The sequence below is a fragment of the uncultured Lutibacter sp. genome (assembly GCF_947493565.1).
Taxonomy (GTDB): Bacteria; Bacteroidota; Bacteroidia; order Flavobacteriales; family Flavobacteriaceae; genus Lutibacter; species Lutibacter aestuarii.
On record NZ_CANLRG010000004.1, the window covers coordinates 105,694 to 121,236 of the forward strand.

At 32.9% G+C, this 15,543-nt stretch carries 8 protein-coding genes; all 8 read left to right on the plus strand.

Annotation, left to right across the window (positions count from 1 at the left end; translation table 11 throughout):
- The first annotated feature begins 154 nt into the window (after window positions 1-154).
- Window positions 155-2,263, plus strand: coding sequence for a M3 family metallopeptidase (locus Q0714_RS06050; RefSeq protein WP_298263783.1), 2,109 nt, complete (start codon window positions 155-157; stop codon window positions 2,261-2,263).
- A 109-nt stretch (window positions 2,264-2,372) separates the two neighbouring features.
- The gene (locus Q0714_RS06055; RefSeq protein ID WP_298263518.1) at window positions 2,373-3,668 is read left to right on the plus strand and encodes a carboxypeptidase-like regulatory domain-containing protein; all 1,296 of its coding nucleotides are present in this window, start codon (window positions 2,373-2,375) and stop codon (window positions 3,666-3,668) included.
- Window positions 3,669-3,805: 137 nt separating this feature from the next.
- Window positions 3,806-6,301 (plus strand): zinc-dependent metalloprotease, encoded by a 2,496-nt coding sequence (locus Q0714_RS06060; RefSeq protein WP_298263520.1) that lies wholly within the window; start codon window positions 3,806-3,808, stop codon window positions 6,299-6,301.
- Window positions 6,302-6,453: 152 nt separating this feature from the next.
- A complete protein-coding gene (locus tag Q0714_RS06065; protein WP_298263521.1) occupies window positions 6,454-7,005 on the plus strand; it encodes a hypothetical protein in 552 nt (183 codons plus the stop codon).
- A 61-nt stretch (window positions 7,006-7,066) separates the two neighbouring features.
- The gene (locus Q0714_RS06070) at window positions 7,067-7,423 is read left to right on the plus strand and encodes a hypothetical protein (protein ID WP_298263522.1); all 357 of its coding nucleotides are present in this window, start codon (window positions 7,067-7,069) and stop codon (window positions 7,421-7,423) included.
- 34 nt (window positions 7,424-7,457) lie between these two features.
- A complete protein-coding gene (locus tag Q0714_RS06075) occupies window positions 7,458-7,985 on the plus strand; it encodes a phage tail protein (protein WP_298263524.1) in 528 nt (175 codons plus the stop codon).
- Window positions 7,986-7,992: 7 nt separating this feature from the next.
- Window positions 7,993-8,397, plus strand: coding sequence for a hypothetical protein (locus tag Q0714_RS06080; RefSeq protein WP_298263525.1), 405 nt, complete (start codon window positions 7,993-7,995; stop codon window positions 8,395-8,397).
- A gap of 10 nt (window positions 8,398-8,407) precedes the next feature.
- Window positions 8,408-15,535: a gliding motility-associated C-terminal domain-containing protein gene (locus Q0714_RS06085; RefSeq protein ID WP_298263527.1), complete on the plus strand. Its 7,128-nt coding sequence runs from the start codon at window positions 8,408-8,410 to the stop codon at window positions 15,533-15,535.
- The last annotated feature ends 8 nt before the right edge of the window (window positions 15,536-15,543 follow it).

Consider the following 15,543-nt stretch of genomic DNA (forward strand, 5'->3'; position numbering starts at 1 on the left):
TTAACTAAAAATACGCACTAAAGTGGGGTTACTACTTAATTTTTAATGGCTAAATGGTTAATTTTGATGTTATTCAATCAATCTATTTAAACAAGTTATAATTATGATACAAAAAACAACAGCAACGCTGTTTAAAACAATTACCATTTTTAGTATGGTAACTGTTTTAATAAGCTGCAATCAAACCAAAGAAAAAGAAGAAAAAATGCAAACTCAAAATGTTTTATTGCAAGAATGGACAGGACCTTACGGTGGAGTTCCTGCTTTTGATAAAATGAACATTGATGACATTAAGCCTGCGCTTGAAAAAGGAATGGAAGAAAATTTACAAGAAATTGATGACATCACTAGTAATGTAGAAACCCCAACTTTTGAAAACACTATTGTTCCTTTAGAAAAGGCTGGGGAAACCTTAGATAGAGTGTTTAGTTATTATGGTATTTGGAGCTCAAATACGTCTTCTGCAGAGTTTAGAAAAATTCAAGGTGAAATGGCACCTATTTTATCAGAATTCAACTCAAAAATATCGCAAAATAAGGCGCTTTTTAAACGTATAAAAACAGTGTATGACAATTCATTAAAAACTCCTTTAGAAGATGATCAACAACGTGTAGTTCAGCTTACTTATGAAGGATTTGCCATGAATGGTGCTGAGCTTGATGATGAAAAAAAAGCTCGTTATGCTGAAATCAACAAAGAGCTTTCAACACTATATACCAATTTTTCTAATAACATTTTAGCAGATGAAGAAAACTATGTAGTGTACTTAACTAAAGATCAACTTGGAGGCTTATCTGAAGGCATGATAAAATCTATGGCTAAAATCGCTTCAGATAAAGGTCAAGAAGGTAAATATGCAGTTCCAAACACAAGATCTTATATGGATCCATTTTTAACCTATTCAACAGAAAGAGAATTACGCAAACAAGTTTGGACAAACTATTATTCTAGAGGCGACAATGGAGATGAATTTGATAATAATGAAAATATTGCTAAAATTTTAAAATTAAGAAAAGAACGTGTAGGCTTATTGGGTTACGATAATTTTGGAGATTGGCGCTTACAAAACAGAATGGCTAAAACTCCTGAAAATGCTATGAATTTAATGAATGCTGTTTGGCCAGCAGCTATTGCTAGAGTACATGAAGAAGTAAAAGATATGCAAAATGTTGCAAATGCTGCAGGAGATAATATTACTATTGAACCTTGGGATTATAGATTTTATGCTGAAAAAGTTAGAAAACAAAAATATGATTTAGACTCGGATGAAGTTAAACAATATTTACAATTAGATAAATTAACTCAAGCTTTATTTTTTGTAGCTGGAGAATTGTTTGATTATAATTTTACTCCTGTTGCTGAAGGAAGCGTTCCTGTTTTTCAGGAAGATGTTAAAGTTTGGGAAGTTACTGATAAATCAACTAACAAACATATTGGATTGTGGTATTTAGATCCATTTGCACGCCCTGGAAAAAGATCGGGAGCTTGGGCTACAACTTATAGAAGTCATACTACATTCGATGGAAAAAAGACAGTACTTGCTTCAAATAATTCAAACTTTGTAAAACCCGCTCCTGGTGAAGCTCTTTTAGTTTCTTGGGATGACGCGACTACTTTTTTACATGAATTTGGACATGCTTTACACTTCTTTTCATCTAATGTAAAATACCCAACTTTAAACAGTGGTGTTAGAGATTATACAGAATTCCAATCACAAGTATTAGAACGTTGGTTATCTACTGATAAAGTAATTAATCAGTTTTTAGTTCATTACAAAACTGGAGAAGTAATTCCTCAAAAATTGGTTGAAAAAATTAAGAAAGCTTCAACTTTTAATCAAGGATTTTCAACTACAGAATATTTAGCTTCTGCAATAATGGATATGAAATTTCACATGGCTGATCCATCAAATATAGATGTTGATGCTTTTGAAAAAGAAACCTTAAACGAACTAAATATGCCAAAAGAATTGGTTATGCGACATAGAACACCTCATTTTGGGCATGTATTTTCTGGAGAAGGATATGCAACCGCTTATTATGGTTATATGTGGGCAGATGTTTTAACAGCTGATGCCGCTGAAGCTTTTGCAGAAGCTCCTAGTGGTTTTTATGACAAAGAATTAGCTGCCAAAATGGTACAATATTTATTTGCTCCTAGAAACTCAATGGATCCAGCTGAAGCCTATAGAAAATTTAGAGGTCGTGATGCTAAAATTGATGCCTTAATGCGTGACAGAGGCTTTCCAGTTCCTTCAAAATAGCCCAAATATTAAAGAGATTGAGGAGTTACAGTTATGTAGCTCCTTTTTTCTTTTACATTCATTTAAAAATTAGTAACTTAGATACTTATAATACTAAATTTAAAAAGCCATGGTAACTAATACTATACCTTTTGTAAAAAAATTGGCTAAACCAATTCTTATATTTTTATTATTAATTGGTTGCTATCAATTCAGCTACGCATCTAAAACTTATATTGATACCGTAGGTGTTAACAGATATCGTGGTATTGTTTTGGATAGTAAACACAAAAAACCATTAATTTTTGCATCTATAACTGTTAATGGAACTAATATAAGCACAGTAACAAACTCACAAGGAAAGTTTTTATTGAAAATTCCTAAAAAAATTAATTCACAGCACATAACCGTTTCTTTTTTGGGCTATACTAGTAAAGTCATAAATCTAAAAAATCTTGAAAATAAAAATAATGTCATAAAATTAGACACCTATATTGAGGAGCTATCTGAAGTTAAAATTATCACTAAAGATGCCCTTTCCTTGGTTAAAGAAGCATTAAAACGTCGTGGTGAAAACTATTTTAATGATGATACTAATATGACAGCTTTCTATAGAGAAACCATCAAAAAAAGAAGAACTTATGTATCATTATCTGAAGCCGTTGTAGAAATACATAAACAACCATATAATACCTCTAGAAGTGATTTACTTAAACTATATAAATCTAGAAAAAGTACCGATTATAGAAAACTAGACACCATAGCTTTAAAATTAAGGGGAGGTCCCTTTAGTACTTTGCACTTGGATATTATGAAAAATCCACATTTAATTTTTACAGAAGATATGGGTCAAATTTATACATTCACTTTTGATAAATCAACCAAAATAGATAACAGGCCTATTTATGTAATTAATTTTAAACAAAAATCATCTGTTTCAGAACCTTTTTTTTACGGAAAATTATATATTGATGCACAATCCTTAGCTCTAACAAGTGCTAAATTTAAAGTAAACTTAGACAATCCAGAAAAAGCTGGTAAGTTATTTATACTTAAAAAGCCTAGAAAGGCAAATGTAATACCTATTGAAGCTAGCTATCAGGTTAATTACAAAGTAACAAATAACAAATGGTATTATGGCTACAGTAGAATTCAACTTGGGTTTAAGGTTGATTATGATAAAAAATTATTTAACTCTGTTTATTACTCAACCATTGAAATGGCCATTACTAACTGGGAAAAAAATACAACTAATAGACCTATAAAATTAAAAGACCGATTAAAATCTTCGGTAATAATGAGCGATGAAGCATCTGGTTTTGAAGATGCTGAATTTTGGGGAGAATACAATGTAATAGAGCCCGAAAAACCTATTGAAGCTGCCATCAAAAAAATTCAAAAACAATTAAAAAGAAATAAAACTTAATCTTCTATTTAAGTACTTAATAAACCCATTAATAGCAATATTAATGGGTTTTTCTTTAACATATATTTAAGAAGTTTTTTATTTGGGTTTGATATATTAGTCGAATTATTTTTACAAAACAAAAACTAATATTCAAAATGACCAAAAAACTTCTTACTAGCCTATTAACAGTGCTGTTAATAGTTGGAGTATCTTCTAATGCAGAAGCACAAAAAAAGAAAAAAAAGAAAAATCAAACTGTTGCTCCTACTCCACCACCAAAACCAAAAAAGGGCGCCATTCAACCTTACAATAAGGTTGTAACAAAAGATGCAAAAACCGATGAAGGTTTGTTTAAAGTTCACTCTATTGATGATAAATATTTATTTGAAATTCCAGACTCATTATTAGAAAGAGAAATGCTTATGGTAACTCGTATTGCAAAAAACACTTCAAATAATAGTGATTTTGGAGGTCAAAAAGCAAATACACAAGTTTTGCGTTGGCAAAAAAAAGGAAAACAAATTTTGTTAAGAGTTGTTTCTCATAATGTAGTTGCTGATGAAAAACTTCCAATTCATGAAGCCGTAGTAAACTCTAACTTTGAACCTGTACTCTTTGCTTTTCCAATAGCTGCATTTAATGATGATAAAACTTCAACTGTAATTGATGTAACAGAATTATTTTCAACAGATGTTAAAGCCTTAGGTTTACCAAGCTATAAAAGAAAAGGTTATAAAATTACACGATTAGATACCAAAAAATCATTTATTGAAAGTGTAAAAAGCTACCCATTAAATATTGAAACAAGACACGTAAAAACTTATGCTGCAGGATCGCCTCCATCCAATTCAAGCACTGGAACTATTTCTGTTGAAATGAGTAATTCAATGATTCTATTACCTAAAGTTCCAATGAAACGAAGAATTTTTGATGAAAGAGTTGGTTGGTTTACAACCTCACAAGTTGATTATGGCTCTGAAGCTCAAAAAAGTGAAAAAGTAACATACTTAGATCGTTGGAGATTGGAAGTAAAAGATGAAGATATTGAGAAATTTAAACGTGGTGAATTAGTTGAACCAAAAAAACCAATTATATATTACATTGATAGAGCAACTCCTGAAAAATGGAGACAATATATAAAAGATGGTATTGAAGATTGGCAAGTGGCTTTTGAAGCTGCAGGATTTAAAAATGCCATCATTGCTAAAGACCCTCCTACAAAAGAAGAAGATCCAGATTGGAGTCCTGAAGATGTCCGCTATTCTGTTGTAAGATATTTAGCCTCTCCTATTCCAAATGCAAATGGTCCACACGTGAGCGATCCTCGATCTGGTGAAATTTTAGAATCTGATATCAACTGGTATCATAATGTAATGAGTTTATTAAAAGGTTGGTACTTTGTTCAAACTGCAGCTATTAATCCTGAGGCTCAAACTACTGAATTTAAAGATGAAGTTATGGGGCGTTTAATTCGTTTTGTTTCTTCTCATGAAGTTGGTCATACTTTAGGTTTACCTCATAATATGGGGAGTAGTGCTTCCTACCCCGTAGATTCTTTACGTTCAGCAACATTTACCCAAAAATATAGCACTGCTCCATCTATTATGGATTATGCACGTTTTAATTATGTTGCACAACCTGGAGACAAAGGAGTTGCAATGAATCCTAATATTGGGGTATATGACAAATATGCTATGAAATGGGGATATCGACCAATTTTAGATGCAGAAACACCAGAAGATGAAAAAGAAACTTTAGATAGCTGGATTTTAGAACATGCTGGAGATCCATTATATCGTTTTGGACATCAACAAGCTGGTGATGTTGTTGACCCAAGTTCTCAAACAGAAGATTTAGGAGACGATGCCATTAAAGCTAGCTCTTATGGAATTGCTAACCTAAAAAGAATTGTTCCAAATTTAATTAACTGGACTGCTGAAAAAGGTAAAAATTACGATGATTTAGAAACTATGTATGGACATGTAGTTTCTCAGTTTAATAGATATATGGGACATGTTTCTTCTAATTTAGGTGGTGTTTATGAAAATTATAAAACCTATGACCAAGAAGGAAATGTATATACGCATGTAGATAAAGCACATCAAAAAAACTGTTTAAAATTTATCAATACAGAATTATTTGATACTCCAACCTGGCTTATCGATAAAAATATAATTGGCAGAACTGAATATTCTGGAGTTACTGAAAGAATTAGAAGTATTCAAGTTAGAACTTTAAACAATATTCTTTCTTTAGGAAGAATGATGCGTATGATTGAAAATGAAACTTTGAATGGTTCTGAAGCCTATTCGCTAATTTCAATGATGTCTGATTTACGAAATGGAATTTGGTCTGAGTTACGTACTGGAAAAAATATTGATACTTATAGAAGAAATCTTCAAAGAGCACATGTTGAAAGATTAGCGTATTTGATGAATGCTAAAGACTCAAAAAGTTTTAAAGGTTCAAGTTATATAAAAAGTACAGCAGTAACTGTAAAACAATCTGATATTATTCCTGTGGTTCGTGGAGAGCTTAACAGAATTAAAAGAGATGCACAAAGAGCTGCAAATGCTACAACAAATACTATAAAAAAATACCACTTGCAAGATATTGCTAAACGTATAGATGGAATTTTAGATCCTAAGTAGATTATAATTATATTATATTATTTCACAAAAAAAGAGCCTCAAAATTGAGGCTCTTTTTTTAATCTTAAGCATCTAATTTATTAACACATTACTTTAAAAATCAATTATTTATTAAATTTTTTTTTATATTAGCCAAACTAACTAAAAAAACTATGGAATATTCTTCCCGAAGGAAGTTTTTGCAAAAAACTGTCTTAGCTTCTACAAGCATAGCGCTACTCTCAAACATTCAACTTGCAAATGCATTTTCTTTTTCTAATTGCCCTTTTGAAGGTTACAATTCATATGCTGAAGAAAAAAATGATTTAAGGAATCCTTTTTTATCTGGTAAACAAATTTCAATCAAAGGTCAAATTTTTGATAAAACTGGAACTAATTTGTTACCAAATGTTTGTATTGAAGTTTGGCATTTATCTCCAAACTCTAAAAGCTATAAGCATAGAGCTAAATTAAAAACAGATACTAAAGGCAATTATCATTTTATTACCGATTTTCCAAATAAAGAATATGGAAAATCTTCTAGAATATATTTTAAAATTTCTAATAGTGAAACTTATTATTTCACAGAACTAGTCATAAATAGTACAGGAGCTCATATCACAGATAAACATTGGTATGACAACCAACTACTAGATGAACACCTTTTTCCCATAACTGAAGAATTTGAAAACTCTTCAACTATAACATTTAACATAACTCTTTAATTAAATTTTAAAAACTGTCATAAAAATTGACATTCATATTAACTATTTAAATAAATGATTTATGTACACATTAAACATTAAAAACAACTATCCATGGGCAATCACTGTTAATGGAAACAAAATTATTAACGATCAAGGAGATTCTGCTTGTTTAAAAAATCAAGGCAATTCTTATGTAACTATTCCTGGAATTGGTGAAATGGCGTTTATTGATCTTGGCGATAAAAAAATTGCTGGATACCCTTTTATTAAAGAAACTTGGGGTGTTTTGGTAAGAACCAGTACTGTTGAAGCTTATTACCGATATGAAGGAGGAGGAGAGTTAACAGCGGTAATTGACCAATATGGCACCTGTTCCCTTTCAACGTCTAATGGAACTCTTATATCTATTGCCATGCCAGAACTTATTATTAAATAAAAATTACATTATTAACTATTAAAAAATTAAAATTATGGAGCCATTTTTAGGACAAATTATGATGTTTGGAGGGAACTTTGCCCCAAGAGGTTGGGCTTTTTGTAACGGACAACTACTAGCTATCTCACAAAACAGCGCATTATTTTCAATTTTAGGGACTACCTATGGTGGAGATGGAATAACTACTTTTGCCTTACCAGATTTACGTGGTAGAGTACCTATTAACTCTGGAGGTGGAAGTGCAGGTCCTGGCCTTTCACCTAGACCTCTGGGACAAAGAGGAGGCGTGCAAGACGTAACTTTAAACCAAACTCAAATGCCTAACCATAGTCATAATGGGCAAATTGCAGTTAGTACTAGCACAGGTGGTGAATCTAACCCTTCTGGTCAGTATATTGCTGCTCACTCTGGAGCATTTAGTGAAGAATCTTCTTCTGGAAGCAATTTAAATGGATTAACTATTGGTGCTACTGGGAGTAATCAACCTCATACAAATATGCAACCTTATTTAGCTATTAATTTTGTAATAGCTCTTGTCGGAATTTTCCCTTCTAGAGATTAAAAATTATATGAGTTTTAAAGTTGAAATATTACTACCTAAATCGGATATGTTTCCATCACTTGAGTTAAACTTTTTAAATGGTTTACAACAAGCTTTGAATCATCCTAATAATGGAAATAATATTCCTACTTTAATTATTGAAAGTATTGGTAATACTTCAAATCATTTTCATATAAAAATTACTAAATATTTGCAATCTAAAATAATTTCAACAACTAGAGATTCATTAATCTACAATAATTTTAATGAATCTCTAATAGTACAATTTAAACCCCTAAAATTTGAATATCATAAAACTACTTATCTAAATACAGTTATAAAAACTCTAGATACTTTATTAAATAAAAGTTTGTATCAAAAACTTGAAAAGTCACCTCTAACAGGTTGGCAAAATCCTTATATCTGTACCTAAAAAATTTATTATGAAAAAAAATACTTTTATTACATTAATGGTTGTTCTTTTTATAGGAATAACTCATGGATTTTCTCAAAAAGTTGCAGTTATTGGTATCAATCATAACTCATCATCTCCAAATACTGATGGTTTTAGTTTTGTTGCTTTGGAAGATTTGCCTTCAGGAGAAGTAATTTATTTTACTTCAAATGAATACGATGCAACTGCAAACGTTTTTACCTTTAACGGAGCTGCAACAGGTGAAGGAGTAGTTGTTTTTACTACAACTTCAATTATTAGTAAAGGAACGGTCATTTTTGTTGATGAAACAGGCACATCAACCGATGTATTTACTGTTAGTTGTTCCGGAGGAGGAGCTTGTGGAACTGCAACATTTCCTGCAGCAACTGAAAGTTTTCAATTGGCTACTAATGGAGATAGCATTTATGCATATACTGATACTGATGACAATCCTATTAATGGAATTGGAGAAATTTATGCCGTACTATTTACAGGTTCAGGACAAGCTCCTGGTCAAAATGGAGGAACTATCCCAGCTAATGAAAATCCTACACAGGGAGGAGACCATCCTAATGCTATAGTAGTAGATGGATTTCCTGATGATGGAGATATTAATATTGGACCCGATAGAGTGGAATACAAATTCAATCCTGCTTCTTTAAGAGATGCTGTAAGTAAAACATCACTTGAAAACCCAACCAATTATTTATGGAACGTTTCTAGTCAAGATTTATCTATTGTACCTTTTACAAATTTAAATTTATCTGGAGCAAACCCAATAGCAACTATAACTGTTTCTCCAACTTCATTAAATGAAAATAGTGGCTCATCATTTACTTACACTTTTTCTTTAAATACGAATGCAACTACAAATACAACTATAAATTTTTCAGTTAGTGGATCTGCAATTTTAAATACTGATTATACTCAATCTGGAGCTACTACTTTTAATGCTTCAACTGGAACCGCTGTAATTGCTAGTGGAACCAACTCAAAAACAATAACAATTACACCAACAGGTGATTCTACTTTAGAACCTGATGAAGATATCATAATTACTTTAACAGCTGGCAGTGGTTATGATGCTGGAAGCCCAAGCATTGCAACTGCTACAATTGTAAATGATGACTCAATTACAATCACTCCTTCAATAGCTATTACTGGAGTCAATAACGATACTACTGAAGGATTCTCATTTGTAGCTTTAGAAGATATTACTGCAGGGACAATCTTTTATTTCACTGATAATGAGTTCAGTAATTCAACTCTTACTTTTAACTCTGGCGAATTTGTAGCTTCTTGGACAGCACCAGCCGGAGGTGTTTTAAGAGGAGAAGTTATTGTTGTAAAAGAAACCAGTACAAATTCATTCACAACCTATTGTAATAGTGGAAATTGCGGCTCTGTAATATTACAGGCAGGCAGCTTTTCTTTAGCCACTAATGGAGAAACGTTAAGTGCTTATACGGATACGGATAATGATCCCACCAATGAAATAACAAACATACAAGCTGTTTTATATACAGGAAATACTAGTACTTCAGGAGGTACTATTCCTTCTATTGAAGACCCCACTAGTGTTTATGTTGGCTCAGTTTTAGTTGATGGATTTGCACCTGTAGCCCCAAATAGAACAGAATATGATCCGTCCAAAAGGAACATAACTGTTGATCATGCTAATTTTCAAAATACTTCAAACTGGTTGCATGCCCAAACCAATCAAGATCTTTCAACTGTACCTTTTAATAATATTATTATTTCAACAGGTTCTCCTAACCCAGTACTAACTTTAACTAATTCCCCTTCAACAGTAATTGAAGATTTAGGAACTGGAATGGTTTATACATTTTCTCTAAGTGCTAATGCAACAAGTGATATCGTTATCAATTTTGATGTTACAGGTACGGCTACCTTAACTTCAGATTATACAGTTGCAGGCGCTACAACATTTAACGCAACTAATGGAACAGCAACAATTGCAAACGGAACCAATTCAGTAGCTATAACAATTACACCTGTAACAGATACTGATGTTGAAATCCAAGAGACTGTAAAATTAACAATAACTTCAGGTACAGGTTACGACGGAGGCTCTCCAAATGAAGCTATAGGATATATTAATAACGACGACACTAGTAATTCAAATCCTCTTGTTGCCATAACTGGAATTAATCATACAGATCCTGATGGATTTTCTTTTGTTGCCGCTAAAGATATTCCAGCTAACACAACAATTTATTTTACTGAAAACTCATTTAACAAAAACACATTATTGTTTGATTCTGGAGATGCTGTTTTATCTTATACATCTCCTTCTACAGTAATTCCTAAAGGTGATGTAATTGTAATTAAAGAAACTTCTCCTGATACATTTTCAATTAATTGTGATGGAAATTCAGGAGCTGCTTGTGGAAGTATTTCTTTAATATCTGGAAATTTTTCACCCGCAACATCTGGAGAAACATTTTATGCATATGAAGATAATGACAATGACCCCACTAATGGTGTAATTGATATTTATGCAGTTATTTATACAGGAAATGGAAGCTCTGGGAGTTCAGGAGGAACAATACCAAGTTTAGAAGATCCTTCTGGAATTTATTTAAGTGCATTAGTAATTGATGGATTTCCTACTACACAACCAAACAGAACAGAGTTTGACCCTACAAAAAGAAATATACTTGTAGATCAAGCTAACTTTGAAGACATTACAAACTGGATTTATGCACAAACCAATCAGGATTTATCAACAGTACCATTTACTATTTTAAATATTGTAGATACCACTCCTCCTACTGCTGTTTGTAAAGCATTTACAGCTCAAATAGGAACTTCAGGAACAGTAACAATTACTGCTTCAGATGTAAACGACGGTTCATCTGATAATATTGGAATAGCATCAATGAGTGTTAGTCCTAATACTTTTACTTGTTCTGATGTTAGTGCAACTCCAATTAACGTTACATTAACTGTAACGGACGCTGCCGGAAATAGTGATACTTGTATTGCTCAAGTAACTATTGAAGATAATTTAGCTGCAAGCGTTACCTATACAGCTCCAACAGATTTATGCTTAAATACAAATATACAAACTGGATTAGGCGGTGGAAACCCTGTAGGTGGCATCTATTCAGGTCCTGGAGTAACCGATGATGGAAATGGATTAACATACAGTTTCAATCCTAATGCTGCTGGTGTTGGAACACACTCAATAACTTATACTTATACCAATGCAAATAATTGTAGTTATGCAGCTTCAGATAATATCGAAGTTTTTGCCCTTCCAACCGTTACTTTTACAGCCCCAGGAGACCTGTGTGCCAATGTTGTAACACAAACAGGATTAGGTGGTGGAAGCCCAAGTGGCGGAGTATATTCAGGTGTTGGAGTAACCGATGATGGAAATGGATTAACTTATAGCTTTAATCCTGCTATTGCTGGTGTTGGAATAAATTTATTAACCTATACATATACAAATGCTAACGGATGTTCTGTAAGCACTTCTGATGATATAGAAATCTTTGCTTTACCAACAGTGACTTTTACCGCTCCTTCCGATGTATGTATCAATGTTGGAACTCAAACTGGACTAGGTGGTGGAAGCCCAAGTGGTGGAATATATTCGGGAACTGGAGTGACAGATGATGGAAATGGATCAACTTATAGTTTTAACCCAAATATTGCTGGCGTAGGTACACATACTTTAACATACACCTATACAAACTCAAACGGTTGTACTGTAAGCTCCTCTGATGATATAGAAGTTTTCGCTTTACCAACAGTTACTTTTACGGCTCCTTCAAGTCCTTTCTGCCCTAGCTCTTCACAAACTGGTCTTGGTGGTGGACTCCCTACTGGAGGAGTTTATAGTGGGACTGGAGTAACAGATGATGGAAATGGGTTAACTTATAGTTTTGTTGCTCCTGCAACAAATGGTACAATACCAATAACAATTACATATACGTATACTAACACAAATGGATGCACTAATTCTGCTTCAGATAATGTTAGTATTGAAGATAATATAGATCCTGTAATTACTTGTATTCCTAATAGTACACGAAATATTGATCCTAATACTTGTAGTTACACTATTGTTGGAACTGAACTAGATGCTACATTTACAGACAATTGTACAAATGGAAGTATTACTAATGATTTAAACGGAACAGCAACCATAGCTGGAGAAGTATTACTAAAAGGAGATACAACAATCACTTGGACTGCTGACGACGGAAACGGACAAACAGCAACTTGTACCACAATTATTACTGTTAATGATAATGAGCCTCCAAAAATAAATTGTCCTACTAACATAGTTGTAACAAACGATACTGGAGAGTGTAGCTCAATAGTAAATTTTGAAATGCCTACCGCCACAGATAATTGTTACTTCTTAAATGAAAGTTTAGCTGAGTCCCCTCCTCAAACATCAAGTTTTTCTGGTAATGCTAGAGGTTATTGGTTTATTGCTCCAGTAGATTTTTATATAACAGCTTTAAATGTTCCAAATACTGCTTCAAATGACAATCAAAATATTCAGGTAATGAGGTTCTCACAACCACCTTCTACCTGGTCATCAACAAGTAGCTATAGTGAATTATTACATTGGTCTAATAACATTACTGGAAACGATTTTATAAATGTCAACATCGCTATCAATGCAGGTGATATTATTGGTGTCTTAGGTACACGTGGTAATTCTAATATTAACTCATATGCTTCAAATTACTCAGACATTAATATTGATGGGAATTCCGTTGAGATAAAAAGATTTGGTACTCAAAACCCAATCAGTAATAGTCCAGCTCCGCAAGGAACATTTTGGACTGAAAATGGAGGTTCAATAAGTAGAGTTAATTTTAAATATTCATTAACACCCCCTGAAGCTATTGCTGTTCAGCAAACAGCTGGATTACCAAGTGGTAGTAAATTTCCTATTGGAACTACTACAAATACTTTTAAAGCAACAGACAGCTCTGGAAATACTGCCTTTTGCAGTTTTAATATTACTGTTAATGATACTGAAGCACCAATAGCACTTACTAAAGACATTACTATACAATTGGATGAAAACGGAACCGCTTCTATTTCAGCAGAAGCTATTGATAATGGTTCATATGATGCATGTGGCATTAAACTATTAAGCTTGTTTCCTACTAATCAATCATTCGATTGTTCCAATATTGGAGAAAATGAAGTTAAACTTTTGGTAGTTGATCATAGTGATAACGTAACTGCTGCATATGCTACCGTAACTGTAGTTGACACCACTGCTCCAACTGTAATTACTCAAAATATTACTGTAGAACTAGACGAAAATGGAACAGCTTCTATTGTTGCTGAACAGATAGATAATGGTTCTTTTGATAATTGTGCTATTGAAAGTTTAACTATAGATACTACTACTTTTGATTGTACTTCTGTTGGTGAAAACACCGTAACCTTAACTGCTACAGATGTAAATGGAAACACTGCTTCTGCTGAAGCTGTGATAACTGTGGTTGACATTACTGCTCCAACTGTAATTACTCAAAATATTACTGTAGAACTAGACGAAAATGGAACAGCTTCTATTGTTGCTGAACAGATAGATAATGGTTCTTCTGATAATTGTGCTATTGAAAGTTTAACCATAGATACTACTTCTTTTGATTGTACTTCTGTTGGTGAAAACACCGTAACCTTAACTGCTACAGATGTAAATGGAAACACTGCTTCTGCTGAAGCTGTGATAACTGTGGTTGACATTACTGCTCCAACTGTAATTACTCAAAATATTACTGTAGAACTAGACGAAAATGGAACCGCTTCTATTGTTGCTAAACAGATAGATAATGGCTCTTTTGATAATTGTGCTATTGAAAGTTTAACTTTAGATACTACTACTTTTAATTGTACTTCTGTTGGTGAAAATACCGTAACCTTAACTGCTACAGATGTAAATGGAAACACTGCTTCTGCTGAAGCTGTGATAACTGTGGTTGACATTACTGCTCCAACTGTAATTACTCAAAATATTACTGTAGAACTAGACGAAAATGGAACCGCTTCTATTGTTGCTGAACAGATAAATAATGGTTCTTCTGATAATTGTGCTATTGAAAGTTTAACCATAGATACTACTTCTTTTGATTGTACTTCTGTTGGTGAAAACTCCGTGACTTTAACCGTGGTTGATACTAATGGAAACAGTACCAATGGTTCGGCTACCGTAACTGTTGTAGATACTGTAGTTCCTATCGCTGTTTGTAAAACACCTTTTACTGTTGAATTGGATGAGACCGGAAATGCTTCTATTGCTGTAGAGGACATTGATAATGGTTCTTCTGATAATTGTGCCATTGAAAGTTTAACCATAGATACTACTTCTTTTGATTGTTCTAATATTGGTCAAAATAATGTAACTCTTACGGTAACTGATGCTGCTGGTAATAGTTCCTCTTGTACTACTGTAGTTACCATTATTGATGTAACTGCCCCAATAGTAATCACTCAAAATATTTCTGTTGAACTAGATGATAATGGAAATGCAACCATTTCTGCTGAAGAAATAAACGATGGTAGTTTTGATGCTTGTGGGATTGCTTCTTTAAGTTTAGATCAAACTTCTTTCTCTTGTCCTACTTTAACTGACTATACTGTTACCTTAACGGTGGTTGATACTAATGGAAATACTGCTTCAGAAATAGCAATGGTTACTTTTACTGCTAATGATTTAGATAATGATGCTATTGCTGATAGTTGCGATGACGATATAGATGGAGATGGTGTGGAAAATACTGTTGATAATTGTCCTACGACTTCTAATGCAAATCAGGCCGATATAGATAGAAATGGCATTGGAGATGTTTGTGATACTAGCGAATTGGAAATTCCTCAAGGATTCTCTCCTAATGGTGATGGAGTCAACGATGAGTTTATCATTACGGGGCTTCATAAATATCCTAATAACAGTATCCAAATTTTTAACCGATGGGGGAATCTGGTCTATGAATCTAAAAACTATCAAAATTATTGGGACGGTATTGCTTCTGGCAAAAAGAAAAAATTACCAGCGGCTCCTTACTTTTATGTATTGAGCATTAATGGAGGTAGTAAAGTTGTAAAAGGTTGGATATACATCAATTATTAAGAAAAAAA